The organism is Candidatus Baltobacteraceae bacterium, from assembly GCA_036488875.1.
GTDB lineage: Bacteria > Vulcanimicrobiota > Vulcanimicrobiia > Vulcanimicrobiales > Vulcanimicrobiaceae > JAFAHZ01.
In genome coordinates this window covers 75,454-100,225 of sequence record DASXGW010000003.1, presented here as the reverse complement: position 1 = coordinate 100,225, position 24,772 = coordinate 75,454, and the positions used below count along the sequence as shown (strand labels likewise).

General features: G+C 62.2%; 23 protein-coding genes. 11 read left to right on the top strand and 12 right to left on the bottom strand.

Features of this window, described 5'->3' with window-relative positions; translation table 11 throughout:
* The first annotated feature begins 104 nt into the window (after nt 1-104).
* On the top strand, nt 105-998 hold the full coding sequence (locus VGG89_04855; protein HEY1975846.1) for an aldo/keto reductase: 894 nt from the start codon (nt 105-107) through the stop codon (nt 996-998).
* Between the two features lie 34 nt (nt 999-1,032).
* On the opposite strand, the gene VGG89_04850 is transcribed toward VGG89_04855, so the two are convergent.
* Nucleotides 1,033-2,733: an aspartyl protease family protein gene (locus VGG89_04850; protein ID HEY1975845.1), complete on the bottom strand. Its 1,701-nt coding sequence runs from the start codon at nt 2,731-2,733 to the stop codon at nt 1,033-1,035.
* A 19-nt stretch (nt 2,734-2,752) separates the two neighbouring features.
* Here VGG89_04850 and VGG89_04845 point away from each other — a divergent pair, with 19 nt between their 5' ends.
* Together VGG89_04845 and VGG89_04840 are read left to right on the top strand one after the other, a co-directional pair.
* Nucleotides 2,753-3,286: a helix-turn-helix domain-containing protein gene (locus tag VGG89_04845; protein ID HEY1975844.1), complete on the top strand. Its 534-nt coding sequence runs from the start codon at nt 2,753-2,755 to the stop codon at nt 3,284-3,286.
* Between the two features lie 18 nt (nt 3,287-3,304).
* On the top strand, nt 3,305-3,742 hold the full coding sequence (locus VGG89_04840; GenBank protein HEY1975843.1) for a PPC domain-containing DNA-binding protein: 438 nt from the start codon (nt 3,305-3,307) through the stop codon (nt 3,740-3,742).
* Here the strand turns inward: VGG89_04840 and VGG89_04835 are convergent.
* Entirely contained in the window at nt 3,739-4,668 is a 930-nt protein-coding gene (locus VGG89_04835; GenBank protein ID HEY1975842.1) for an SDR family oxidoreductase, read from the bottom strand. The two genes, VGG89_04840 and VGG89_04835, sit on opposite strands and share 4 nt — an antisense overlap.
* 69 nt (nt 4,669-4,737) lie before the next feature.
* On the opposite strand from VGG89_04835, the gene VGG89_04830 reads away from it, so the two are divergent.
* Nucleotides 4,738-5,520: a helix-turn-helix transcriptional regulator gene (locus tag VGG89_04830; protein ID HEY1975841.1), complete on the top strand. Its 783-nt coding sequence runs from the start codon at nt 4,738-4,740 to the stop codon at nt 5,518-5,520.
* On the opposite strand, the gene VGG89_04825 is transcribed toward VGG89_04830, so the two are convergent.
* On the bottom strand, nt 5,517-6,827 hold the full coding sequence (locus VGG89_04825; GenBank protein HEY1975840.1) for a hypothetical protein: 1,311 nt from the start codon (nt 6,825-6,827) through the stop codon (nt 5,517-5,519). The two genes, VGG89_04830 and VGG89_04825, sit on opposite strands and share 4 nt — an antisense overlap.
* Before the next feature lie 64 nt (nt 6,828-6,891).
* Nucleotides 6,892-8,913, bottom strand: a complete 2,022-nt coding sequence (locus VGG89_04820) for a prolyl oligopeptidase family serine peptidase (protein ID HEY1975839.1) — start codon at nt 8,911-8,913, stop codon at nt 6,892-6,894.
* A gap of 51 nt (nt 8,914-8,964) precedes the next feature.
* Here VGG89_04820 and VGG89_04815 point away from each other — a divergent pair, with 51 nt between their 5' ends.
* Entirely contained in the window at nt 8,965-10,548 is a 1,584-nt protein-coding gene (locus tag VGG89_04815) for a Na+/H+ antiporter (protein HEY1975838.1), read from the top strand.
* On the opposite strand, the gene VGG89_04810 is transcribed toward VGG89_04815, so the two are convergent.
* Entirely contained in the window at nt 10,549-11,109 is a 561-nt protein-coding gene (locus VGG89_04810) for a TetR/AcrR family transcriptional regulator (GenBank protein HEY1975837.1), read from the bottom strand.
* A gap of 157 nt (nt 11,110-11,266) precedes the next feature.
* Between VGG89_04810 and VGG89_04805 the strand changes: the two genes are divergently transcribed.
* The 3 genes from VGG89_04805 to VGG89_04795 are packed head-to-tail and all read left to right on the top strand — an operon-like array spanning nt 11,267 to nt 14,749.
* Nucleotides 11,267-11,650 (top strand): hypothetical protein, encoded by a 384-nt coding sequence (locus tag VGG89_04805; protein ID HEY1975836.1) that lies wholly within the window; start codon nt 11,267-11,269, stop codon nt 11,648-11,650.
* A gap of 12 nt (nt 11,651-11,662) precedes the next feature.
* Nucleotides 11,663-12,280 carry an NAD(P)H:quinone oxidoreductase gene (gene wrbA / locus VGG89_04800; protein HEY1975835.1) on the top strand — a complete coding sequence of 206 codons (618 nt, stop codon included), beginning with the start codon at nt 11,663-11,665 and terminating at the stop codon, nt 12,278-12,280.
* 45 nt (nt 12,281-12,325) lie between these two features.
* Nucleotides 12,326-14,749 (top strand): amylo-alpha-1,6-glucosidase, encoded by a 2,424-nt coding sequence (locus tag VGG89_04795; GenBank protein ID HEY1975834.1) that lies wholly within the window; start codon nt 12,326-12,328, stop codon nt 14,747-14,749.
* Here the strand turns inward: VGG89_04795 and VGG89_04790 are convergent, their stop codons facing one another.
* Nucleotides 14,750-15,121, bottom strand: a complete 372-nt coding sequence (locus VGG89_04790) for a helix-turn-helix domain-containing protein (GenBank protein HEY1975833.1) — start codon at nt 15,119-15,121, stop codon at nt 14,750-14,752.
* Nucleotides 15,122-15,236: 115 nt separating this feature from the next.
* Here VGG89_04790 and VGG89_04785 point away from each other — a divergent pair, with 115 nt between their 5' ends.
* Together VGG89_04785 and VGG89_04780 are read left to right on the top strand one after the other, a co-directional pair.
* A complete protein-coding gene (locus VGG89_04785; GenBank protein ID HEY1975832.1) occupies nt 15,237-15,785 on the top strand; it encodes a YceI family protein in 549 nt (182 codons plus the stop codon).
* Between the two features lie 11 nt (nt 15,786-15,796).
* Entirely contained in the window at nt 15,797-16,486 is a 690-nt protein-coding gene (locus VGG89_04780; protein ID HEY1975831.1) for an SDR family NAD(P)-dependent oxidoreductase, read from the top strand.
* A gap of 3 nt (nt 16,487-16,489) precedes the next feature.
* On the opposite strand, the gene VGG89_04775 is transcribed toward VGG89_04780, so the two are convergent.
* Complete coding sequence (locus tag VGG89_04775; protein HEY1975830.1) at nt 16,490-18,154, bottom strand: FAD-dependent oxidoreductase; 1,665 nt, start codon at nt 18,152-18,154, stop codon at nt 16,490-16,492.
* A 43-nt stretch (nt 18,155-18,197) separates the two neighbouring features.
* On the opposite strand from VGG89_04775, the gene VGG89_04770 reads away from it, so the two are divergent.
* A complete protein-coding gene (locus VGG89_04770) occupies nt 18,198-19,106 on the top strand; it encodes a Dyp-type peroxidase (protein ID HEY1975829.1) in 909 nt (302 codons plus the stop codon).
* A 12-nt stretch (nt 19,107-19,118) separates the two neighbouring features.
* Here VGG89_04770 and VGG89_04765 read toward each other — a convergent pair whose 3' ends face one another.
* The 5 genes from VGG89_04765 to VGG89_04745 all read right to left on the bottom strand — a co-directional run bounded on the left by VGG89_04765 (nt 19,119) and on the right by VGG89_04745 (nt 24,682).
* A complete protein-coding gene (locus tag VGG89_04765) occupies nt 19,119-20,786 on the bottom strand; it encodes a glycine-rich protein (protein ID HEY1975828.1) in 1,668 nt (555 codons plus the stop codon).
* Nucleotides 20,787-21,085: 299 nt separating this feature from the next.
* Nucleotides 21,086-21,799: a thioredoxin family protein gene (locus tag VGG89_04760; protein ID HEY1975827.1), complete on the bottom strand. Its 714-nt coding sequence runs from the start codon at nt 21,797-21,799 to the stop codon at nt 21,086-21,088.
* A gap of 117 nt (nt 21,800-21,916) precedes the next feature.
* Nucleotides 21,917-22,372 (bottom strand): SRPBCC domain-containing protein, encoded by a 456-nt coding sequence (locus tag VGG89_04755; GenBank protein HEY1975826.1) that lies wholly within the window; start codon nt 22,370-22,372, stop codon nt 21,917-21,919.
* Nucleotides 22,369-22,710, bottom strand: a complete 342-nt coding sequence (locus VGG89_04750) for a metalloregulator ArsR/SmtB family transcription factor (GenBank protein ID HEY1975825.1) — start codon at nt 22,708-22,710, stop codon at nt 22,369-22,371. Before VGG89_04750 ends, VGG89_04755 begins: the two co-directional genes overlap by 4 nt.
* 103 nt (nt 22,711-22,813) lie before the next feature.
* Nucleotides 22,814-24,682: a S53 family serine peptidase gene (locus VGG89_04745; protein ID HEY1975824.1), complete on the bottom strand. Its 1,869-nt coding sequence runs from the start codon at nt 24,680-24,682 to the stop codon at nt 22,814-22,816.
* Between the last annotated feature and the right edge of the window lie 90 nt (nt 24,683-24,772).

Sequence of the window (24,772 nt, the reverse complement as noted above, 5' to 3'; positions counted from 1 at the left end):
AATCGAGCGTTCGGGCGTCAACCATAGAAGCGGCGTGCCGTCCGGCACGCCGCTCTTCTTTTGCCGGGCGCAACCATTTCCAGTAGTGACGTATCGACGTTTTCATGAGTACGTCACGCACGGCCACACCCTCCGCAGCCGCAAGCGGCTCGTTCACGCTCGGCGATCTCAAGGTCCACCGTTTAGGATTCGGCGCCATGCGCCTGACCGGCAACGGTATTTGGGGCGAGCCTCGCGATCGGTCGGAGTGCATCAACGTTTTGAAAACCGCGCTCGATCTCGGCGTCACCTTGATCGATACGGCGGATTCGTACGGGCCTTTCGTCTCCGAGCAGATTATCGCAGAAGCGCTCTATCCATATCCTAAAGATCTCGTCATCGCGACGAAGGCCGGCTTGGTGCGGCCTGGGCCCAGCCGCTGGGAACCGGATTGCCGGCCGAAGCACCTGCGCGAGGCGGTCGAAGGCAGCCTCAAGCGCTTACGTCTCGAACGCATCGACTTATTGCAGCTGCACACCGTCGATCCGAAACTTCCCTACGCCGAGCAGATCGGTACGCTGGTCGAGCTTCAACGCGAAGGAAAGATTCGTCACATCGGCGTGTCTAACGTCGAGGTCGACGAGCTCGAGGAAGCGCGCCGGCTTGCCACGGTCGTATCGGTGCAGAACGAATACAATCTCGTAACGCGCGATTCCGAAGACGTTCTCGCGTACTGCACGCGCGAAAACATCGGCTTTATTCCGTGGTTCCCGCTGGCGACCGGCGATCTCGCCGAAGCCGGCGGCCCGCTTGCGGCAATCGCGCATCGCCTGCGCGCGACGCCGGCGCAGGTCGCGCTCGCGTGGCTGCTGGCGAAGTCTCCGGTGATGCTGCCGATTCCGGGAACCGCGAGCGTGGGGCATCTGCGAGAGAACGTCGGTGCGGCAAACTTCACGCTTGGCGACGACGACTTCGAGACGATCGAGGGCGATGCGGGGGTTGCGCGCCGGCGGCCGTGAATGAAGCCGTTAGGTTCAGCGCCGCCGCCACCACCTACAGCAGAAGCCTCGGACGCAGCGAAAGGGTTTTATGCGTTCCACCGCGCTCGATCGTCACGGTAAACGGTACGTCGGCGAATCGATAGCGATCGAAGTCTTTAACGCCCATCTCGACGGCCCGCGTGGCGTTTACTGCCACGATCGCGTCGCCGGGCCTTACACCGGCTTCCGCTGCGGGTGTACCCTCAGCCACCGCGACCACGTACAAGCTGCCGCCCCTACGTTGGACGACGGTCAGACCCGTCATGTCTTGCCGGAACGGTCTTCGAACGTCTGCATTAGGCGCGAACGTCACGGTTCGGCGACCGTAGTCGAAGGTCAGCGTAAACCGCGAGAGCACGTCGGCGCCGAGATTGCCCGCTACGGACCTCGCCGAGAAATCGCCCGACGTGCTGCGCGAGACTTTGACGATCGGCTGTAGCAACGTCACGCCGCCAAGGCGCATCGTCTTCCCGCGGTATTCATCCTCGGCGTCGGCCCCGCCAATGCCCAACCCGAAGTAGCGCACGCCCTTCGATCGGTACAACCCGTGGCGATTCGCGAACGGACCGAACACGGTAACGCCCCCCGGATCGCCCGTGTCGATGCCGAACAGACCCGAAGCGCCATCGACCGACGCTTGGACGTACGCGTGCGAACCGTCGCTCCAGAACGGCACGGTCACCCCTCGCGCCGTTGAGGGCGCCGTTAGCGACGACAATACGAACGACCGCGCCGCATAATCGATCGTCACGCGGAAGTTCTCGAGAATCTCCGAGCCGACGACGCCGTCGACACGAACGCCGTACGCGGGGTGCGCGATCTGATACGGCAGCGGGAAGATAATGAATCGCTGATCGTCGAGCGACGCATCGCCGACGGCCATGCTCTTGACACGAGCGATCCGCGCCCGCGCGCTCGACCCTCCGCTTCCTCCGACGGAGATCGCGCCCGATGCGCCGATCCCCAAGCGCGTAGCCGCGGCAGGATTGAGACTGTTCTGACCACCCGTATCGAAGAGCATTTGCACCGGCCGGCCGTCGATGCGCAGCGGCAACAGAATGTGCGCCATGTATGTGGGCGCGTCGGACCGCATCGGCACGCGCACGACGCCGGTAAGTGCGGGCTTCTTCGCATTGCGGTCTGGGGAGACCGCTGCGCGTGGAATCGAATGCAACACCTGCAACCCGGTCAGCCGCGTAACCGTCCGGGCGCCCGTCGGATCGGTTTCGATCGTTGCGAACGGCCAGGCGATGCCGTCGACTTGGCGATAATCGCGGTAATCGAATCGATCGGGTCCATATTCGGAGTCGACCACCGCTCCGGTTAGGAGATGCGTGTTCCCATCGAATGAGAGCGCCACTTTCGATCCGCCGGCCGGCTGCAGCGTCACGCGACCGCTTCTCGGGGCCGCCCCGTTTCTCAGCCACCCCTGGCTTTGAAGATACGCCAACGTGACGGCGTCGCGACGCAGTCCCGGCAGGTCGACGACGCTGACGAGGCCGTTCCTCTGCACCCATGCCGTACCGTCGAAACCTTGAGCCTGGACGAACGGACCGCTCTTGAACTCCGATCGATACGCACCGTTATCGAGGTCCACGACGGCGCACTGCGTACCGCTCGAAGCGCCCGACACGCTCCCGCAATACCGCAACCCGTGCGCAGCGGTAAAGGCACCGGCGATTGCGACGCTCGCCAGCAAAGGTATTATTATCATTTTTGATAATATATAGCCCATGAGTACGCGCGTCAAGAGACCGTCGCCCGCAGATGCCATCATCCATCCCGAGCGCTTGGAACTGCTTACGGTGATTCAACTAAGCGGACCGCTCAGCGCGCGCGAGCTGCGAGAAGAGCTTCCCCGCATATCGCAAGCGTCGCTCTACCGGCACCTCAAGGTCCTGGCGCAGGCTGGGTTTATCGTAACCATCGAGCGGCCGCCCGAGGGCCGAGGAGCGCCCGAAAAAGCGTTCTCTACAGCACCCACCGCTCCCAGCAGCATACGGCTGCGTGGTCGCGAGCGCTCGACCGAGGCGTTGCGCCGCAACCTGCTCGCGCTGCACGCCGCGGAAGTCGCGCTATTCGAACGGTCGGCCGCACGCCGGCCGATCGACGCGGGCGATTTGAGTTGGCGCCAATCGATCGTCTATCTCGATCGAAGCGAACTGCGCGAAGTTCGAGCCATCCTCGCACGTCTCAAGGAGCTTGAAACCCACAGAACGGACAGGCAACGAGCGTTTGCGCTCAACGTTCGCCTCTTCCGCGCATGAGCCCGGGTAAAGGGAGGCATGAGATTCAAGCAGATCGATAGCCGGCCGAAAACGTTCGTACTGGTGTTTCAAACCGGCGACGAGATATCGGCAACGTTATCCCGCTTCGCGACGGAACAGTCGCTGTCGGCAGCCAGCTTCAAGGCGGTCGGCGGGTTGAGTTCGTGTCGTCTGGCGTGGTTCAACTGGGAGACCAAGAAATACGAGGCGTCGGTCGTTCTCAACGAACAGCTCGAACTGTTGTCTCTAATCGGCACCGTCGCTTTGGTGCAAGCCGAAGGCAAACCGGTCGTTCACGCGCACGCGGTCGTTGGGAGGAAGGACGGCACGGCGCACGGCGGTCATCTTCTCGAAGCCTGCGTTCGCCCGACGTGCGAGTTGTTCTTGACCGAGAGCCCGACGCCGCTGCAAAAACGCTCGGACGCGGCGTCGGGTCTCGCGGTGCTGAGTCTCTAAGAACGGCCTGCCGGGGCGGTTGTGAAATAGCCGGCATTTGCGAGATCGTCGAGCAGCATCGGATGCACCGGCGTCCACCCGAGACGTTCGCGCGTCAATGCGCTCGACGACGGCGCATCGAGGGCGGCGAAGTGCGCGAACCAGCCGAAGTGGTCGGCCGCCTCTTCGGGCGATAAACTCCGGGCCGGAACGCCGAGACCGCGCGCGATCGCTTCGGCGATCGCGCGGAACGATATCGCTTCTTCGGCCACGCCGTGATAGCGCGCGCTTTTTTCTCCTTTATCGAGCGCCAGAACGAAAAGCCGTGCCGCGTCGACGCGATGAACGGCGGACCAACGATTTTGCCCGTCACCGATGTACGCCGACACGCCTTTCTCGCGAGCGGTCTTTATCAGCATCGGAACGAACCCGTGGTCGCCCTCACCGTGAACCGTCGGCGATAAGCGCACGACCGAAACGTCGGCGCCGCGCGCTATGATTGCGTCGGCCGCTTCTTCGGACGCCACACGCGGAACCTCGCTGGACGTAATGGCGATTTTCGTTTCTTCGGTTGCGAGTTGGCCCGGCGTCGCGCTTACGATCGCGGTTCCGGACGTGACGACCAAACGGCGCCCCGAACCCATCAGGGCTTGCCCGAGCGTTTCGATCGCGCGCCGGTCGTTCTCAGAGTTCTCCTTCCACCGTGAAAAGTCGTGATTGAAGGCGGTGTGGATCACCCCGTCCGATGCTTGCGCCCCACGACGCAAGCTGTCGAGATCTTCCACGTCGCCGCAGTGCACCTGGGCGCCCGCCGCGGCAAGCAACTCAGCCGCCGCGCTGGAGCGGGCCAAACCGAGCACCTCGTGGCCGGCTTCGATGAGTTCTTTGACGATCGCCGAACCGATGAAGCCGGTGGCACCGGTGACGAAAATGCAATTCTTTTTCATGACGACGTTGTAACACCGAAGGCGCCGGGTAGCCAGCAGCGCGTTTATGATATCAGCGACGGTGATAGGGTGAGCGACGAGGAGCTGCGCCGCACGGAGTTGCGGCAGTTCTTGCAAGGGCGCCGCGCTCGGATTCGGCCCGAAGAGGTCGGATTACAGTCGGGCGGCCGGCGGCGCGTTCCCGGCCTACGGCGCGAAGAAGTTGCCGCGCTCGCGGGTGTCGGCCTCACGTGGTATACGATGTTCGAAACCGGGACGGCCCGCGGCGTGTCGAGCGAGGTCGTTGAGAGCATTGCGCGCGCACTGCGGTTAAGCGACGCGGAGCGAGCGCATTTGCAAGGCTTGGCGGAACGCATTTCGGGCCACACCGAACCGGTTACGGTCGACCCGATCGTTCGCGAGGCGCTGCATCGCTGGATACACGCGCCGGCGTACGTGATCGGGCGCGCCTGGGACGTGTTGGATTGGAACGAGGAGTATAGCAGAGTCTGGGACATCGAGAAGCCCGGCAATCCGCCATTTAACATTGTGCTGCGCTATTTCGTCGACGAGCGCATGCGCGCGCCGCTGGGCGATTCGTGGCCGGCGTTCGCGCGCAGGCTGGTCGCAATGTTCCGGCTATCCTGGGGACGGAACTTGGCCGACGATCGTTACGCCGCGCTGCTCGAAGCGTTACGCACGGAGCCGGAGTTCGCCGCGCTTTGGGATTCGCAAGACGTCGAGCATCCGATGGCCGAGATGTCCGTCACCATCGACTCACCGAACTCGGGGAGATTTACCTACGACGTCCTCAACCTCAGCTATTCCGACAACTATCAGCAGGCGCTGATCGTGCAGGTCCCGCGCCCTTAAAACAGTTGTCCCTGCAGCTCGTACGTCAAGCGCCCACCTTGATTGCCGTATGCGAGATCGAGGCGGACGCCCTTATACATGATCCCGCCGCCGGTGTCGGTGCGCCAAACGAAGTTTGGCGGCGCAAAGTATTGCGACCCCTCGCGCACGCGGCTCGAGGCCGCTTCTTCGAAGAGAAAGAACTTCACGTTTCCGGGCTGTGCGTCGGCGAAACGATACTCGCCTTGCACGACGTTGGCATCGGTACCGCACGTCCCTTTTGCGTAGCCGTGAAGACCGGTCGCGCAGATCAAACCGCTGCTCGCGACGACGCCGCCCGTGCGGTAGATCCCTCCGTGCAACACGAACGTGGACTGGCCGACGCGGAAGTACCGCGCGATATCGGCAATATAGAGCTGGTACTCGTTCGTCGCTCCGAAACCGCCGAAACCGTCAAACGCTTCGACGCGATACTGCATGTCGCAGTAAGGCGGATGCCACTGCGTCGGCGGTACGAGGCACGCGTGGGAGAATCCGAACTCCAAGGCGTTCGTTCGCGACGGCCGATAGAACGTCTCGTAGATCGAAGGCGCGGTAATATAGGTGGAGTGATCGCTGGTGGATCGCCCTTCGCGTAACCCGATTTCGTACTGGTTACCGTCGGTACCGCGGTTGAGGTAGAGCGCTTCGGCGCCACTAAACCAGCTAAAGACGTTCACGGCCACGGGCGCGCTCTGACGAAAAACACCGCGCCCTTGGATGATGTCTGCGATGAGATCCGACTCGCGCCCACCGTGGGGATCGACCGAAATCGGACGCGTGTACACGAGGCGCAGCAGATCGGCGCGCAGCGCGAGCTGCGAGACCGACGAGACCTGCGACCCGCTGTCGTCGAGCTGTGGCGACGATGCGATCCACCCGAGGCCTTCGATCGGAAACGAGAGCGGCTGATCGGCGTAAAACGGGTGGTCGGTCGGTTCGAGCCACTTACCCATGACGATCCAATGCAGCATTACGCCGCCGGTTGCTGCATCGCGCGAGATTTGCAGGCGCGTCCGCACCCCTCCGAGCGTCACCAAGTTGTGGTAATCCCGATCGACGCCGCTCTGCGTCAACGGATCGCCCTTGTGGAGCGCGAGATAGCGCATCGCCACCTCGGGCTTTACGAAGCCATAGGTCTCGATGGAGACGTTTTCGACCGGAGCGCCGCGATCGGCTATGGCGACGACAGGCGGCTTCTCCCTTGCGGCTGATGCCGCGGTGACGGTTGCGAGGAGGGCTCCGAAAGCGAGTGCCGCGGTCGCGGCGATCGATTGCAACGGTTTCATGGTGCTAACAGCCATGGACACCCTAACCGCCGCATCGGTTTCTCCCCGAGGGGTCAGGGTACCGTTAGTGCAGCATTCGCACTAAGAAATCGGCCACGGCGTTGTAGCGCCGAACCAGATCGGCCCAAACTTGGTTCTCGTGCGTTTCGTTCGGAAACACCAGCGTTTCGACGTGCACGCCCTTGTCGCGCAGCCGCGTCGCCATATCGATCCCTTCCGCAAACGGGACGTTGCGATCGTCGTCCCCTTGGGAGATGAGCACCGGCGACGTCCACTTGTCAAGCGATGCCACCGCGGACGCATCGTAGGCAACCTTGCGCTGTGCGGGCGTACCGGTCGGCTTGCCGTAGCCCACGTCGATGTCGAACGCCCAGTTATGCACGCCTGCGATGTCGGCGCCGGCCTTGAAGATGTCGGAGTTGCGCGCGAGGCCGAGCGCCGTGAGCAACCCGCCGTATGAGAGGCCGTAGATCCCGATGCGTTTGGCGTCGACGCCCGGCTGCTTCTGCAAGAAGTGCGCGCCCGCAACGACGTCCTGATACTCCGACGAGCCCCACCAGCAGCACTTCGGCGGATTGCGGAAGTCGTGTCCGTACATGACGCCGCTGCGATAGTTCACCGACAACACCTCGAAACCGAGGTTGGTAAGATACTGATTCTCCTCGTACAAGAACGTATAGGCATCCATGTAATGGAAGCCGGCCAGCATCTGGCGAACCGGACCACCGTGATCGAAGATGATGCCGGGATGCGGGCCTGCGGTGCGCGGCACGAAGAGCTGACCGTGAATCGTCAAGCCGTCGGGGGCTTTGAACGTCACGAGCTCCGGCTGTACCAAATCGTTCGCGGGAAATTCGGAAGGCGTGAGGTTGGCCGTGAGCGCTTGGTCGCCGATCATCACGACCGGCGGAACGTTGTAGCTCGCGCGAACGTAAGCCAAGCGATGTTGCGTCAGCGGCGTCGGACTCCACTGATTGAACGGCGCCCCACCGGTCACTTGATGCGGCTGCGCGCTCAGGCCGACTTCCCAGATGTGACGCCAATCGATGGCGCCCTCGTTGGTGGCATAGTAGAGGCTCGACCTGTCGAGTGACGGAACGAACTCTTCGACTTCGAAGTTGCCGGTGGTGAGGCGCTTTGCCGTCCCGCCGCTCGACGCAACGGCGTAGATATGCAACCAGCCGTCACCCTCCCACAAGAACGCAATATTGGTTCCGTCGTTCAGCCAAGCTAACGGCTCCGGATTCCCTTCGTCTTGATAGAACTGCGCGCCCATACCGCGGTGCGCTTCCCAAATCTTGCGAGCGTTGCCGGTGTTCGCGTCGGCGACCCAGATGGACCAGGGCTGGCGCACCGGCCGCAGATACACGTTTTCGTCGCTGCGGTTGCCGGGCGTCCGAAGGAACGCGACTTTCTTGCCGTCCGGCGACCACACCGGGCTCGCGTCGTTGGTGAAATCCGGGGTCGCGTACACGTAGCGGTTTTGCGCCGGGGTGTAGATGACGATGAACGCGTGATCCGTGCGATTGTTCGTAAAGGCGATCCGCGAACCGTCGGGCGACCACGCGAGATCCTGCACCGTGCCGCGAATCGCGAGTTGCGTTGCCTTGCCGACCGTATACGTCGCGCCGTTCTTCTGCAGCGGCGCCGTCATGAGGTTGTTGTTGTAGACCCAGGCGACGGTGTCGTTCTTGGGTGAGACGGTTCCCTTGAGCCCCTCGCCGACTGCGACCGGCGTGCCGTCGCCAAGCGGTGCAATGTAGACCGTACGCACCGGCGGCGGCAGCTTAGACAGCGGATTGATATTGTCGCCTTGGCCGTTGTCGCTCACGCCACCGCGCGAGTAAATCACCGCGTCGTCGGTCGAGAGCACCGACACGTCGTCGATATCGAGACCGTCGTCGGCCGTATACGGCGTCACGCGGTGCACGGTACCACCGGCGTTGGTGTACAGATTGTACTGACCGCGCTCGTACGTTTTCCAGACGAGCACCGTGCCGTCGGGCGAAGCGGTGAGGTGATCGACAAACGGCGCGCTCATCACTTGGGCGAGCGAAAAAGCGGCCACAGCGATTAAATATTGCATAGGCGCCTCTTTCCAGGGGCCTTGCGCGGCGCCTTCTCGTAGAACCTAGGCGTGGCCGCACTGATCGTCGTCGGAATCGCAATCGTCGTCCTGGTAACGATTGCGAACCGGATCAACGTCGCCTACCCGATCGTGCTGGTGCTCGGCGGGATGGTGATCGGATATATCCCGGGCGTGCCGACGTTTCCGCTGCCGCCCGACCTCGTGTTGGTCGTGTTCCTCCCGCCGCTGCTCTATTGGGAGAGCCTGACCGCACCGACGAGCGAGTTCCGCTCGAGCGCCATTTGGATTTTCCAAATGGCGTTCGGCCTCGTCATCGTCACGACGGTCGTAGTGGCCGTCATCGCCCATGCCGTCATTCCCGCAATGGGCTGGGGCGTCGCCTTCGTGCTCGGGGCAATCGTCTCGTCAACCGACGAAGTTGCCTTTGCGGCAATCGCCGACGAGCTCAACGTTCCGCGACACCTCATAGGAACGATCGAAGGCGAAAGTCTCGTCAACGATGCGACCTCGCTGATTCTCTACGGCGTCGGGATTGCCGCGGTCGTCGGCGCATCATTCTCGTTCGTGCATACGGCAGGCGCGTTAGTCGTGACGGTCGCCGAGTCGGTGATCCTGGGCGCCGCGGCCGCCGGGGTCGCGGTTGTCGCGTGGCGCGCCCTCAAAGAGGACACGCTTCAGGCTACGATCTCGGTACTGGTGCCGTTCCTTTCCTATCTGCCGGCGTATTACATCGGCGCGTCGGGCGTACTCGCGACCGTAACTTCAGGCCTCGTGCTCAGCCATTTCACCCCGAACCTGCTGCAGCCGCGCGCGCGGGAACTGCTGACGGGGTTTTGGACGACGGTCGTTTTTCTCTTGAACGCCTTCATCTTCACCGAGGTGGGCATTCGCTTTCACTCGATCGTTTCGTCTTTACATTACTCGTTCGCCGAGCTGACGTGGTGGAGCGTCGCGGTCGCCGGCGCATGCGTCGTTACGCGGCTGGTCTGGACGTTCGCTCAGGGCCTGTTGCCGATTACGAACGAACCCGAGCACGCTCGCGGGAAGCCGGACTGGTCGCACGTCGCCCTGCTGGCGTGGACGGGAATGCGCGGAGGCGTGTCGCTAGCGGCAGCACTTGCGATCCCGCTCGAAACCGTTGCGGGTCCGTTTCCTTACCGCGACCTATTGATTTTTCTGACCTTTATCGTCTTGCTCGTGACCTTGATCGGGCAGGGCGGCACCTTGCCGTGGATCATTCGCCGGCTACACATCAAAGACGACGGCGAAGCCACGCGTGAAGAGCGACTGGCGCTGCGCGCGACAGCGCACGCCGGACTGGATTGCTTAGAACGGTTACGGCAGAGCGGTAAATACCCCCAGGAAATCCTGGATCTGCACCGCCGCAGGCTCCAGACGCGCGTAGAAGAGTTCGGCGACGGCGCCATCTCGGCACGCGGAACGCTCAAGACGACCCTGTTTCGCGAAGCACAACGCGAGCTGCTCGAAGCACAGCGCGCGAAGCTCATCGAGCTTCGCGCGCGGGGGAAAATCGATAACACCGTGCTCCGGCGACTGCAACGGGTCTTCGACTTGCAATCGGTCGAGATTTCGGTTCTCGACGCGACCGGCCAACCCGATCTCGAGGAGTAGCTACGCCGGAGCCCTATGCTTCTCTACCCCCTCGACGAGTATGCCGACGATGTTGCTAACGATTGGACCGGGATCCGTCTTGGGCGCTTGATGGCGCCAGCTCATCGCGGCTCCGGCGAGGGCCGACGCAATCAGCAGCGCGGTGCAATGGTCGAAGACCGGCATGAGGAGCTCAGCGAGCTGCGCCTCGATGGCACTCTCGAACTGCGGCTCGAAATCGCGGTCGATCTTGCACGCACGGTGCTGTCCGACGAAACCGAAGACGTTCGTACCGACCGCGTGCAATAATTCGCGCGTATCCGCTTCGTTGAGCGGATTGCCTTCGGAAAGTTTGGCGGCGACGTCGTCGCGGATGATCGCATCGAGCAGCGCGAACTTGTCCGCGAAATGCGCGTAAAACGTCGCTCGGTTGACCGTCGCACGCTCGGCGATGTCTTGCACGCTGGTCGATTCAAAGCTCTTCTCGGCGAGCAGCGATTTAAGCGCATCGCGAATGAGCTTCTGCGTGCGCGTCACCCGCGGGTCGGTCCGCTGCTCTTGCGCGATTGCGTTGGTAGCCATCAGTTTTCCGTTCTCGTCGGTTAAGCGACACTTTCGCCCTTTTGTCGGTTGACGAGGTTTCCCGACATCTGTATTATACCCGACATAGGCCGATTAGGCAACAGTTGTCGAGAAGATCAGAACAAGACCAAGCAGGCGGCCTTATGGAGATTTAGCCGTGAAAAACGCACTTTACACCATTGCACGCACCCTGTTGGGGTTGATGTTCATCGCGTTCGGGCTCAACGACTTCGTGCCGTTCATTCCGAGCCCGCCGTCGATCCCGCAAGAGGCCGGGACCTTCTTCGGAGCGATGGTCCAGACGCACTTCGCCTACTTCATCTTCGGCGTCCAACTGATTTCCGGCGTGATGCTGGTCATCAATCGCTTCGTGCCGCTGGCGCTAGTCATGCTGGCCGCAGTCATCGCCAATATCTTGGCTTTCCACGTCACGATGTGGCCCGCCGCCTTAATTCCGATGCCGCTTGTAGCCACCGTGCTCTGGTTTGTCGTAGCCTGGCGGTATCGGTCCAAACTCAATCCGCTGTTACAACCGGCTTAGGGAGGGTTACTCGTGGCAAACGTTGCGATCATCTACTACAGCGCCTACGGTCACACGTATCTGATGGCGAAATCCGTCGAAGACGGCGCGCAATCCGCGGGGGCGCAAACGCGGCTGCGCAAGGTCCGCGAGCTGGCGCCCGACGAGGTGATCGCAACGCAGGAGGGCTGGCGCGAACACCGTGCCGCGACGCAGCACGTGCCGGAGGCGACGTTGGAAGATCTGGAGTGGGCAGACGGGTTTGCGTTCGGGACGCCGACCCGCTTCGGCGGCCCGGCGGCGCAGCTCAAGCAGTTCATCGACACTACGGGATCGCTCTGGCAAAAAGGCGCCTTGCGCGACAAGGCGGTGACGTCGTTTAGCGGAGCCATGAACCCGCACGGTGGTCAAGAGAGCACGATTCTCGCGCTCAACAACGTATTCTATCACTGGGGCGCGATCATCATACCGGTTGGGTACACCGATGCGACGGTCTACGCCGCGGGCGGCAACCCATACGGCACGAGCAACACCGCATCGCAGGACGGTTCGGTCTCCCAGGAAGTCTTGGCGGCCGCGCGCCATCAGGGCGCGCGTCTGGCGAGGTACACCGAACTCATCGCCGGTGCCCGAAACCTACAGAAGGTATAGGCCGGCGCAGTTTACGTCTTTGTAGACGGGGAATGACCGTCCGCAATGGAGTCGTTTAGCATTGCCGGCTCGCAACTTGCGATGGGCGCGAGCCTAGGCAACAGCGCGGTTTGGATTCAGACTAAAGGCGATGGCGCGATCGAGCGAATCTTTCTCAACTCGATCGCAGAGTCGCTCGTCGGCACGGTTAACGTTCGCTATACCGGCCGGCCGGAAAAGGCAGATACGTTCTTCTCGGGGATCTTTGCTGCCGAACCGCGCATGCTGGAGATTCATCCCGCTTATCAACGCGTGCGTTTCTCCCTTATCGAGATCATCGACGTCGTCGAGACGACGTTTCTTCCCTTGGCGAAGGGTGAGCCCGGCGACGACCAGCCGGTGGTCTACGTGATGGTCGAACTCGAGAATCGGGACGTCATTAAGCACGATCTGCGCGTTATTGCCTCGGCCATGCTCTGCGGAAGCACGACCGCCGACGTCGTCGTGCGATACGACGAGGCTGCTCGCGCGTTAATCGGATACAACGCCGGAAATCCCGACTGGGTTCGAGTTTTCGGCGCATCCGAGCCACCCACGCGCTTCGCCGCCGATTCCGACTACGCGCGGTCGTACGACACGTCGTATCAAGACGCTCTAGATGGTATTACTTCGGCAACGGGCGATCTTATCGGTAGGCTCCAATGGGATCTCGCACTTGCACCCGGCGAATCCCGCCGGTTTTGGTTTGCAATCGGCGTCTACGGCTCCGGCGAGCCGGATGCACTGCAACGATTTGCCGGAATACCGAGTGCCGACGACGCGCTCGAACGCACCGTCGATTCCCTTAAAGAGATATTACGCAGCTCTCGGGTACTCACGCCCGATCAGGTGGTCAATCAGGGAGCGCTGTGGAGTAAGGTGAACATGCGCCGCGTCATGGCCTCCTACCCGACGGGTCAGGCTTTCACCAACGATCCGGGAACGTACGCGAACGTCGTCACCCGCGATGCAGCTTGGTTCGTTTACGGTAACGACCATTTCTTGCCGTCGTTTTCTCGCCGATTGCTCGATAACATCGCGGAGCGCCAATACCCGAACGGTAAAATGCCGGAATACTTCGACGCTATCACCGGCAGGGTTGAAGACGACGGTTTAAACATCAACGACGACACGCCGCTCTATATTCTCGCCGTCAACCATCATTTTCGCGCTACGGGCGATTGGGATTGGCTGAGCACGACGTACCCCGCCGTCGCGCGCGCGGCGCAGTACATCATCTCTCAAGTCGACGATCGGGGCCTGGTTTTTTGCTCCGCCGACGATCCTCGCGGCAACGTCTGGGCCATCGCGGGCTGGCGAAACATCGTGAGCGGCTATCGCATCAGCGGTGCCGTCACGGAAATCAACGCCGAGTGCGTGGCTGCGTTGCGCGACGCGGCGCATCTGGCCGAGGAGCTCGGGCGTGAAGCGGAGCGAACCGCGTTCGCCGACGCTTCGGAACGAATCAGAAGCGCGATGGACGCTCATCTCATCAATCCCCGGAACGGACTTTACTATCTCAACGTCGACGTCGACGGCTGCCCGCGCACGGATGTAACCGGTGACGAAATCTTTCCGGTTATCATGCGAGCGTGTTCGGAGGACACCGCCTTTCGCATCATCAGCCGTCTGAACTCGCCCGACTTTTGGACGCCTGCGGGACTCAGAACGGTCTCGCGTCTCGATCCACGCTTCGATCCGGCGGCAAACTCGGGTCTAATGGGCGGCGTTTGGCCCGGCCTGACGTGGTGGTACGCTTTCGCGGCCGCGCGATACCATCCGCACTCCATGGTCCGCGCTTTGCGGTCGTCGTTTGAACATTACGGCGTCGATCCGCAGCGGAACAATACGGTGCCCGGCCAGTTTAGCGAGTGGTTCGACGGAGAAAGCTTAGCCAATCGCGGCATGCGTCTCTCGCCGTGGGAGCCGCCGCGCTTCTTGTGGGCGGCCGTAGAAGGTCTCTGCGGCTTGGTGCTGCTGCCGGGAGCGCCGCGAGTGAATCCGCTCATGCCGGCGGGCTGGAACTGGGTTGCCTTGCGCGACGTTCCCTATCACGGGCAACGGTTCTCATATTTCATCGTCCGCGAAGCTGAGGGACCGTGCGTTTATGCAACCTGTGCCATCGACTCCGATTGGCGCACCGAGGTGTATGCGACCGATGTGTCCGACGAGGTCAGGATCTACGCCAAAGACACGATTGGTGTTGCGCTCCGGCGAGATAGCGATCTCATTCTGCTCGTTGGAAATACCGGGTCCGAGACGATCTACGCTCCCGTTCAAATCTCGGACGAAAATTTGCTGCCGCTTCGAGGTACGCTCCGTGAATACAACAGCGAGCGGCGCGGCTGGGAGACGCTCGGCGTGCTCGAGCGAAGCGAACTGAACTCCATGGCATTTTCCATCGAGCGTGGAGGGTTCAGGCTGCTCGAGATCACCGTTTCCGCCGAGTAACTATCGCGCGTCGAACTTTGCCTGCGCGCTTTTGATCTCGTCGACGTGCGCGATCGCCCACTCGCCGAGCCGCTGTATGGGATCGCAGAGCGTTACGCCCAGCGGCGTGAGCGCGTACTCGACCCGAGGCGGAACTTGAGGATAGAGCGTGCGTGTGACGAGGCCGTCACGCTCTAAGTCGCGCAGCGTCTGCGTAAGCATCTTCTGCGAGATGCCCTCGACGTTGCGGCGCAGCTCGTTAAACCGGTGCGGCTTGCCGTCGGAGAGCAGACTCATCATCAGAACGGTCCACTTGTCGGCGATGCGGTCGATGACCAGTCGAATCGGACAGTCCCGTTCGAACTTCGGGCGTGGGAGGAGGGCGGTTTCCATTTGGTGCCTATACCACTTTCGGGTGCCTACTTGTATTTAGTTTGTCGGTATGGAAAAGTTACTTACATAACACTACCACACCGCGCCGCCCAAGACAAGCGGCAAGGAGAGCGCAATGAGCACCCAAGCAGTCGAAAAGGCCGCCTTTTACAGTCTCGATCCCGGCCACACGTCGGCCGAGTTCGTCGTCCGTCACCTGATGATTACCCGCGTTCGTGGGCGCTTCTCGGGCGTGTCCGGCACGATCGAGCTTCAACCCGGCAGCGACGTCCCGACCAGCATCCAAGCGAGCATCGATACAACGACGATCGACACGCGTGAACCGCAGCGCGACACACATCTGAAGTCGGCGGATTTTTTTGAAGTCGAAAAGTATCCGACGCTTGAGTTCGCCAGTACGCGCATCGAGGGCACGCCTGCGAACTTCACGATTCACGGCAACCTGACGATCCACGGCGTCACGCGCGAAGTGGCCCTGAACGCCGAGTTCGAAGGTCATGCGTCCGATCCGTGGGGCGGACAGCGCGTCGGCTATCGCGCGTCGACGACGATCAACCGCAAAGACTACGGCCTCACGTGGAACGCGGCACTTGAAACCGGCGGCGTCGTGGTCGGCGATGAGGTTCGCATCGAGCTCGAAGTCGAAGCGGTTCTACAAAAGTAGGGAGCAGTTCCATGTCCAAAACGATTATGGTCGTGGGCTTCGGTCCGGGCACCGCAACTGCGGTGGCAGAGAAATTTGGTAAGGAGGGATTCTCCGTTGCACTCGTCGGGCGTAACGAGAATCGCCTCGCGGCAGGAGTGTCGGCGCTCAAGGCTCAGGGCATCACCGCGTTTGCGTTTCCCGCCGAGGCCGGCGATCCGGCATCGATTCGCGCGGCCGTGAAAACGGCGCGTTCTCAGGTCGGACCGATTACCGTGTTGCACTGGAACGCGTACGGCGGCCTAGAAATCGGCGACTTGTTCGGGGGCGATCAGGCTGCGTTACATCGCGTGTTCGACGTAGCCGTCTTCGGGCTGCTGGCCGCTGCCGAGGAAGCATTACCCGATCTCAAACAAGGCGGCAACGGTGCGATCATGGTGTCGAACGGTGCATTAGGCGCGATCTCGTCCGACCTGGACCAGGCTGCAGTCACGTCTGCGATGATGGGCCTCGCGTTGTCCAGTGGAGCGAAGCACAAGCTCGTCGGGCTGCTCGCGCAACGTCTCAAGGGCGAAGGCGTTTACGTCGGCGAGGTGATGGTGTATCGCACGATTGCAAACACGCCCGGAGCCGACGGCGGCGCCGTCGATCCTGCGGTCATCGCAGAGAAGCACTGGGCGCTGTACCAAGCGCGCGGCCAGACGCGCGACGTCGTGAAGTAGCGGCTACTGGGCGAGGAACTGGTGCACGAACGAGATCGCGACCGAGCCTTCGCCCACCGCCGACGCAACGCGCTTGACGCTATTGCCGCGCACGTCGCCTACTGCAAAGACGCCGGGGAGGCTGGTTTCGAAAATAAACGGGCGGCGCACGAGCGGCCAATGCGCGGCGACGAGATCTTCGGCCGTCAGATCCATACCGGTCTTCACGAAGCCTCTTTCATCGAGCGCCACGCAACCGTCGAGCCACGACGTCAATGGTGCCGCACCGGTCATCATGAAGACGTGCTCGATCGCACGCTCTTCGCTCGCGCCGGTTTCGGTATTTTTCCAGACGACCCGTTCGAGTCTATCGCTGCCGTGCAGTGCCACGATCTCAGTGCGCGTCTTGAGCTCGATGTTCGGTGTCTCCTCGATACGGCGGCTGAGATAGCGCGACATGCTTTCGGCAAGTCCTGCTCCGCGGACGAGCACGTAGACGCGCTTCGCGGTTCCGGAAAGGTAGACTGCTGCCTGACCGGCAGAGTTCCCGCCGCCGACGACGATGACTTCGTCGTCGGCGCAGAGTTGCGCTTCGATCCTGGTCGCGCCGTAGTACACGCCAAGATTTTCGAACCGCTCTAAGTTCTCGAGCGACGGTTTGCGATATTGCGCTCCGCCCGCTATCACGATGGCCCGCGCGCGAACCTCCTCTTCACTTTCGAGCAGGACGCGATATGGCTGGCGTTCACAGTGCAGACGCAGCGCTTTGTCGGTCAAGATCTCGGCCCCGAACTTCTCGGCTTGCGTGAAGGCGCGCGCTGCGAGTTCCTGTCCCGACACGCCGGTCGGAAATCCCAGATAATTTTCGATCCGCGAGCTCGAACCGGCCTGCCCGCCGGGCGCATTGGTCTCGATTACCAGCACGTCGAGGCCTTCCGACGCGCCGTAGACCGCCGCGGCCAAACCTGCCGGGCCCGCGCCGATCACGACGAGATCGCGAATATGCTTGCGGTCGATCGACTCGTTGAATCCCAAGCATTGCGCTAGCTCGTGGTTCGACGGATTTCGCAAGACCGTCTTACCGCGACAGATCACCACCGGAATCTCGGTTGCACTGACCTGAAACGTCTTCATGAGCTGTTCGACTTCGGCGTCGCGCTCGAGATCGAGATAGTTATACGGGTGGCCGTTGCGCATCAAGAACTCTTTGATGCGGACGGTATCGGCGGAATGCACCGATCCGATCAGCACGACGTCGCCGACACCCGCGCGGACGAAACCGAGCCGGCGCAAAATGAACGCGCGCATGATGATCTCGCCGATCTCGGCATCGGTCTGCACGAGCGTCATCATTTGATTGCGATCGAGCTCGATGAACTCGCCCGGCTTCGAGACTCGAATTCGCACGATCGCGCTGCGCCCGGTGAGCGTGTTGATCTCGCCCGTGAACTGGCCGTGACCGCCGACCGTAACGACGGGCCGATCCAGCGCGTTGGGCAGCACCGCCTCGATCTCACCTTCGAGGATCACGAAAAACGGTCTCGACGTCTCACCAGGTTCGATCAGCACTTCGCCCGCGGCCACGCTTCTGCGGCGGCCGTGACGCTCGACGCGCTCGATCTGCGCGTCGGTGAGCGTGGGAAATACTTCTTCGCTGGGTGCGAGCAGCGGGAGCTGAGTCGAGCTCATCGAGCAACGGATACGGCATCGTACGCGAAGAACCTCGGGCGCGATGAGCTTTCCGCAAACGGGCATTTTCGCGCTGGGCGATGCCGCGCATCTGTTTCTGGAGTTTTCGAAACGACCTGACGTCCCGGCATGCGTGCTGGTGGAAGCGGCTGCCAGCTTCCACGAGCCGCGAACCACGGTAGGCGGCATGAATCTCGTCGTCGGATTCCGGCCGGAACTCTGGCGCGAGGTTGCACCCGGCGACACGCCTTCGGACGCACGCGGATTCGACGCGCCGATCGTGGGACCCGACGGCTTTACGATGCCGGCAACGCAAGCGGATTTGTGGGTGTGGCTCGCAGCCGCGTCGTACGACATCGTGTGGGACGAAGGCCGTCGCGTGATGCTGGAACTCGCCCCGCTCGCGTCGCTCGAGCGACAACTCAGCGGCTGGGCATACCGGCATAGCCGCGATCTTACGGGCTTCGAAGACGGCACCGAAAACCCGTCGCTGATGGAGGCACCAGATATTGCGATCGTTCCGGCCGATCGCACGGGCGCGGGCGCCAGCATTCTGCTCTTTCAAAAGTGGAGCCATCAAGAGTCGTGGTTTGCGCTCTCCGACGCACAGCAAGAGGCCGCGATGGGACGCACCAAACTCGAGAGCATCGAGCTCGAAGGCGATCGCGCGGCGGACGATTCGCACGTTTCGCGAGCGAAGGATATCGTTGACGACGTCGAGCTCGACATCTTCCGGCGCAACGTGCCCTACGGCGACGTCGTCGATTACGGTACCACGTTCGTTGGATTCAGCTGCGAGCAACAGCGGCTGCAGCGGATGCTCGAACGCATGGCCGGCACCGAGGACGGCGTTCGCGACGCGATTACGCGCTACACGACGCCGCTCACCGGTGCCTATTACGTGATTCCGTCGATTCCCGCACTGACGCGGTTCGCAAAGGAGACGAGCTAACCCGCCCCCTCGTTAGAAGATCAGGACGATAACTCCGTTGTTTTGGTGCGAGCCGTCGGAATACGTGACGTTGGTCGCGGTGTTCTCGACCCACGACGTTCCGCCGCCGCCGCCCCCGCCACCGGTGCCTCCGCTGCCGCCGGCACCGCCGCCGTAATAGCCGCCGCCGCCCGCGCCGCCGCCCACGGTGCAGCCTGACAACAAGCTTCCGCCGACGCCCAACTGCCCGGCTTGCGGGTCCGAAATGCAGCTGCCGTAATCGGTTCCCGCCTGCCCACCTTCCGGCGTTGTGTCAGCGCCGTAACCGCCGGTCCCGGGCGTTCCGCCTGAAGCAGTACCGCCGGCGCCGGCAATATTGCCGCCGTTGCCGCCGTTTGCGCCGCTGCTCGGCGATCCGCCGCCGCCGCCGCCGCCACCGACGATGATGCGATTGGCGAGTGCGGTTCCGCCTTCGCGGACGTCGGAAGCACCGCCGCCCGCGCCGCCCGTCGTTACCGACGCGCCCGTACCCCCGCCACCGTTATATCCGCGCACCGGGGATTGATCGCTGTGGTCTGCGATCATCCAACCCTCGCCGCCAAGGCTGGCCACATATAACGCGAGCGTTTCCGCCGGCGTTACCGGAACGGTCGCCGTTATCGCACCGCCGTTACCGCCGCTCGTCGTTCCGGCGATGCCGGCTCCGCCTTGGCCGCCGGCCGCCGTGATGGTCATGTGCGTAACGTTGGCGGGCACGACGATCGTCTGCTCTGCGTTCGTCCAATTGTAAATGGTGAAATACATCGGCAGCTGCAAACTTTGGCCGCCGCCGGTGAGGGTTAGGGCGCACTCGTTGGTCCCATAACCGTACGGATTTGACTTGATGGTCGCGGTAAATGAGGTACCTTCGGTGGGGGCAACGGTTGCGAAGGCGCAGGTTCCGTTGACCTTGATATTCCGGCTGAACGGTGCGTTGGTCCAGCCGGCTTCGGTCGCCGTAAACGCTTCGCTCGATCCTGTGCTGTTGGTTGCATAGAGATCGACGCCGGTGAACGAGGCGTTCAAGGTATCGCTGCCCGTGAAGTTGATCGGCTGCAGCGAGGGCGTAAACGTTGCCGTTGCGTTACTCGCACCCGTCGCGCTCGCGGTAATCGTCGCCGGCACGATGGAAAGCCCCGTGTAGTTCAGTTTAGCGGTATCGCTCGAGCTCATCAATTCGCCCGCAGGCGGACTGTCGGCGCCGCTCGTCGCGATCGTCGCCGCCTTGTAAACATCGGAAGAGCTGACCATCACGGGGTTACCGTAGGTTCCGACGATCGTCGCGCCGCCGGCGTCCTTCGCGACGACGGTAAACGCTTGCGGCGAAACGAACGCCGTTCCCGCCGTTGCGTTCGGCACGCCGGTAATGGAAAACGACGCGGGCACGCCGTCGACGCTGACGTCGATGGTATTGAGTTTACCGGCCCGTATTTTCGCCGGTACGTTCTGGGCCGTGGCGACGACCTTGGCGCTGCCCGGGAACGTATTGCCCGATGGCGGGGCATCGTACGTCGTGACGTTCATCGCGTAGGTTCCGGCGTCGAGCTGCAGCGAAAGTGTGCAAGTTGTCGCGCTGCTTTTCACGCTGCAGTTCGGGTTCGACGCGGGCGTCAAACCGAAGACGAAAGTCCGGCTCGCGTGACCGGTGAGTGCAAACTTCATGCCCTTCGTCGACGACGAAATAAAGTGCGCGCGATGCCTCGGCACCGTGACGCGCAAGCTAACTTTCGCCTTTCGGTGGCGCGACGGCGCCGGGTGCGTAGTTTGAGCCGAGGCCGCGGGCGGGGCCGCTACGGCGGGCAGGGCGTCGTTGGCGGTGAGGCCACGTGACGACGCACTGCAGCCGGCGAGCATTGCAACCACGCAGCAGACGCTAAGTGCGCCAAATAACAAGCGAGGCATAGGTTGAGTTTACCGCGACCGTCGTCCAGAATCCGTCCAAGGACGACCGCCGCCGTACTTTAGTACTGGTCCTGGCGGCGCAGCCACTCCATCGGCCACTCCAGCCCGTCTTCGTCACGTCCCTTGGGTGTAAGGTCGAGCAACTGATACGCGCCGTTGATCCGGTCCAAACCACGTCCGAACGCCGAATACGTGTGATAGACGCTGCCGTCATCGGTTTTCACAAACGCGCTGACGCCGGGCATCTCTTCGTTGAGCTCTTTTTGCTTCACGTAGTTGTAGACGACGCCGCCGTCGAGGTCTTTGGGATCGAACGAGACGCCGAAGTCGTAGTTGAAGTCGCTGCCGTACGACGACGCGAAGGGGAAGCTCCAGCCCATGCGTTTCTTGTACGCTTCGAGCTTCGGCAGCGGTGCGTGCGAGATCGCGAGTGCGCGCACGTCACGATGACGCAGATGAACGTCGACGCCGTTGACGTTGTCGATCCAGAACGAGCAGCTCTTACACGCTTCATCCCAATCCGGTCCGAACATGAAGTGGTAAACGAGCAGCTGCGAGCATCCGTCGAACAGTTCGGCGAGCGTCTTGCTGCCGTCCGGCGTTTCGAAGCGGTACTCTTTGTCGATGCGGACCCACGGGAGTTCGCGACGCCGGCGGGCGAGCTCGTCGCCGCGGCGCGTCAGCTCCTTTTCTTCTTTGAGCAGCTGCAGGCGCTGCTCGAGCCATTGTTCGCGCGTGGCGACGTGATGTCGCGATACGGTGTTAGTGGACATTTTTCAGACTCCTGATAGTGAAGAGTGCGGAAAGCAGCGTGCGCCAGGGTGCGAGGAACAGGCCCGCGATCACCATGAACGCGGTAGCAGAACATTCCGGACACATGACGGCCTCGTTTATTCGAGCACGTTTGCGAGATTTTCGACGATTTGCGACCAGCCTTTGGCGTGACCGTCGCGCGACTCTTCATCGCGCAGTTTGGTGTGCGTAAGCACGAGTTCGGTTTGCTTGGGGCCCAGCGATCGAAAATCGAGCTCGAGGAGAGACTCGTGTACCTCGGCGGGATCGTCTTCTTCCCACGTCCAGGTGCACGCGATGCGCTCGTTCTTGACGATCTCCCGGTAGACGCCGCCGACGTACCACACGCCGTTGGGCGTATCCCACGTAATGCGATACGTGCCGCCGACGCGCGGGTCGACCGTAACGTCGAGCACTTTGGCTTCGCCGACGAGGAAGGCGCGCATGACGTCGGGCGAGAGCCAGGCGTCGAAGACGCGGTCGACGGATGCGTTAAACGTTCGCCGCACCACCAGCGACGTCGGGGCCGGTTTGGTCAACTCGAAGGTCGTCATTGGTTCTCTTCCTTTTCAGCAGATTCTTGAAGGTAGGCATCGAGCCGATCGAGCGCCGCGTTCCAGAACTTGCGTTGCGTTTCGATCCACGACGACGCGGTTTCCATCGCTTTGGGCGTTAGCCGTAAGTGGTGAACGCGGCCCGTCACCTCTCGCGCGATGAGCCCCGACTGCTCGAGGATCTTCACGTGCTTGGAGATGGCCGGCTGCGACATCGCAAACCCGGTGGACACTTCGGAGATCGTCTGCCGGCCTCGCGCCAAGCGCTCGACGATTCGGCGCCGCGTGGGATCGCCGAGAGCGGAGAATACCGAGTCGAGGGTGGCTGTCGCGTTCATATAACCATTTAGTTATATATTATCCCAGCCGGAATGTCAATAACGGGAACGGCGCTCGGGGTTAACCGAGCGCCGTTTTCCTTAGCTCTCTCCTACGCGAGCGTTATGGGTTCGATGAAGTTTGCGGATCGCCGGCTAGCGGGCCGAACGGACTGAGCGCGTAACGCGATCCGTACGGCGTTCCGTTACCGACGACGTAGTTGTAGCCCGGCGTCGACGGATAGCCGTTATTGCCGGGGATGTTGCTATGGAAGACGGGACGCGGACCGTTGTGCCCCGCAACTGCAAGCACGTAGATCAGCTGATTCACGTTGCCTGCCCGGCCGCCGAGAGTCTGGTCTTGGATTGCCTGCAATCCGGCAAACTCAGGAGACGCTCCGCTGGTTCCGATGAAGAGATACAGGCCGCCCGCTAGTGCGGTTACGAAGGCGCTGCGTTGCGACGCAACCGCGCTCGTTCCGCACGGGGGAGCCGATCCGCCCGGACAGCCGCCCATCATCATTGCAAGGTCCGGAACGGTACGCATTTTCGATCCCGTCTTCACGATGTTCTGGTATGCGGGCTTCGTCCAGATCGTGCTGACGCCGCCGCCGGATCCCCAGATCGCGCCGTTGGCGAATCCGTCTCCGGGTAGGAAATTGTCGTGGTACGCGTTCTCGCTCACGTACGTCGATTGCAGCGAACCGGGGATCGACGACGTTACGAGATTGGTGCCGCCGACGCCGGTGACGTTGGGGTCGTTGGCCCACGCCGAGACGCCGAACGTTGCGTTGGCGCCGCTCACATCGGTGCAATCGCCGCCTTGCGCGCCGTTGTCGCCGGACGCTTCCGCGAACGTGATCCCTTGCGCGTTACCTTGCAAGAAGAGATCGTGGAAGAATCCGAGGTATGGCCCGGTTAAGTCTTGACCGCCGTTATAGGCGGCCGTGAAGAACAGCTCGCAGAGTCCGAACGACGTACTCACGACGTCGGCCTGGTTGTCTTCGTCGATTGCGGTATACATATCGGCGAACGACGGGAAGAAGGTCGCGTCGGGCGCTTCATATACCATCACGGTCGCACCCGGAGCGGAGCCTGCCGACTGCTGCACGTCGAGCGAGACTTCGTCCGAGGTACCGCTGTTGATGTTGAACGGTGCTCCGCCCCCGTCGACCGGGCGACGAACGATGTTCGGTACAGCTAGGCCCTCGTGGCCGAAGTAAGCGGCGACGTCGGAGTCGAGGAAGTCGCTGGCCGCTACGATGGCTATCGTTCTGCCGGCGCCGTTCTCGCTCGTATACGAGGGATACGTGTACGCCTGCTTGAGATCGTCGTACCAATAGAAAGGTTCGCTCGGGCCGTAACGGTTCTGCGGCGCGATCGGCTTCTTACTGACCATCGCGAACATTGGCTTCATCACCGGTACCGGTGCGAATGCCGCCACCTGCGCGTGAATCCTCTTGAGCTCGCGCGGAACCGTCGGCAGCCGATCGGCTATCAGCGGCGTGACTTTCATGCCCTCCACGCCGGTGCGCGGCTTCAAATGCAGCGCGAACACGCGCTCCACGGTGGAACGGGGCGCGTCGGCGACCACGCCCTGCGACGTGATCGTCGCCGTAAACCCTTTACTTTGCAATGCGCGCGCCGCAGTCTGCAGATCGGACGCGGTGGGTCCGTACTTCGCGCGGAACTGCGCGACGCTCAGAAACCGATGGTACATCGGCGAATCTTTGCTGCTCTGCTCTCTGACGAGCTCTTCGAGCTCTTTTCGATTGCGCAGCGGCAGAAAGACGTACGTGCGGACGCCGTGCGGAGCCGCGCGGAGAAGCGTGCGCGCCGGAGCAACTTTAGTTGCCGCCGCATCACCTGGATTCGTTGCTGGAGAGTTCGTTGACGGGAGCGTGTTTGCGCCGTTGAGACCGCTGCCTCCCTGACAGCCGGTCACTGCAAACGCCAGCGCCAACGCACTCGCTACGTATGGACGTTTAACCATTCCGGGAACCTCGCTAACGGGTACTGAAATAAGAGAACCCACACGTTTTTCTTACGCGCGCGCTGTCCTTCACGGCTATGCCTTCAGAAA

Excerpts from the sequence above, each read along its gene's own strand:
- VGG89_04825 (HEY1975840.1), bottom strand. The coding sequence starts at position 6,827 with ATGAAACCGTTGCAATCGATCGCCGCGACCGCGGCACTCGCTTTCGGA.
- VGG89_04745 (HEY1975824.1), bottom strand. The coding sequence starts at position 24,682 with ATGGTTAAACGTCCATACGTAGCGAGTGCGTTGGCGCTGGCGTTTGCA.
- VGG89_04790 (HEY1975833.1), bottom strand. The coding sequence starts at position 15,121 with ATGGAAACCGCCCTCCTCCCACGCCCGAAGTTCGAACGGGACTGTCCG.
- VGG89_04845 (HEY1975844.1), top strand. The coding sequence starts at position 2,753 with ATGAGTACGCGCGTCAAGAGACCGTCGCCCGCAGATGCCATCATCCAT.
- VGG89_04760 (HEY1975827.1), bottom strand. The coding sequence starts at position 21,799 with ATGTCCACTAACACCGTATCGCGACATCACGTCGCCACGCGCGAACAA.
- VGG89_04750 (HEY1975825.1), bottom strand. The coding sequence starts at position 22,710 with ATGAACGCGACAGCCACCCTCGACTCGGTATTCTCCGCTCTCGGCGAT.
- VGG89_04795 (HEY1975834.1), top strand. The coding sequence starts at position 12,326 with ATGGAGTCGTTTAGCATTGCCGGCTCGCAACTTGCGATGGGCGCGAGC.
- VGG89_04785 (HEY1975832.1), top strand. The coding sequence starts at position 15,237 with ATGAGCACCCAAGCAGTCGAAAAGGCCGCCTTTTACAGTCTCGATCCC.
- VGG89_04755 (HEY1975826.1), bottom strand. The coding sequence starts at position 22,372 with ATGACGACCTTCGAGTTGACCAAACCGGCCCCGACGTCGCTGGTGGTG.
- VGG89_04855 (HEY1975846.1), top strand. The coding sequence starts at position 105 with ATGAGTACGTCACGCACGGCCACACCCTCCGCAGCCGCAAGCGGCTCG.
- VGG89_04775 (HEY1975830.1), bottom strand. The coding sequence starts at position 18,154 with ATGAGCTCGACTCAGCTCCCGCTGCTCGCACCCAGCGAAGAAGTATTT.
- VGG89_04820 (HEY1975839.1), bottom strand. The coding sequence starts at position 8,913 with ATGCAATATTTAATCGCTGTGGCCGCTTTTTCGCTCGCCCAAGTGATG.
- VGG89_04810 (HEY1975837.1), bottom strand. The coding sequence starts at position 11,109 with ATGGCTACCAACGCAATCGCGCAAGAGCAGCGGACCGACCCGCGGGTG.
- VGG89_04840 (HEY1975843.1), top strand. The coding sequence starts at position 3,305 with ATGAGATTCAAGCAGATCGATAGCCGGCCGAAAACGTTCGTACTGGTG.
- VGG89_04850 (HEY1975845.1), bottom strand. The coding sequence starts at position 2,733 with ATGATAATAATACCTTTGCTGGCGAGCGTCGCAATCGCCGGTGCCTTT.
- VGG89_04770 (HEY1975829.1), top strand. The coding sequence starts at position 18,198 with ATGAGCTTTCCGCAAACGGGCATTTTCGCGCTGGGCGATGCCGCGCAT.
- VGG89_04765 (HEY1975828.1), bottom strand. The coding sequence starts at position 20,786 with ATGAAGTTTGCACTCACCGGTCACGCGAGCCGGACTTTCGTCTTCGGT.
- VGG89_04780 (HEY1975831.1), top strand. The coding sequence starts at position 15,797 with ATGTCCAAAACGATTATGGTCGTGGGCTTCGGTCCGGGCACCGCAACT.
- VGG89_04835 (HEY1975842.1), bottom strand. The coding sequence starts at position 4,668 with ATGAAAAAGAATTGCATTTTCGTCACCGGTGCCACCGGCTTCATCGGT.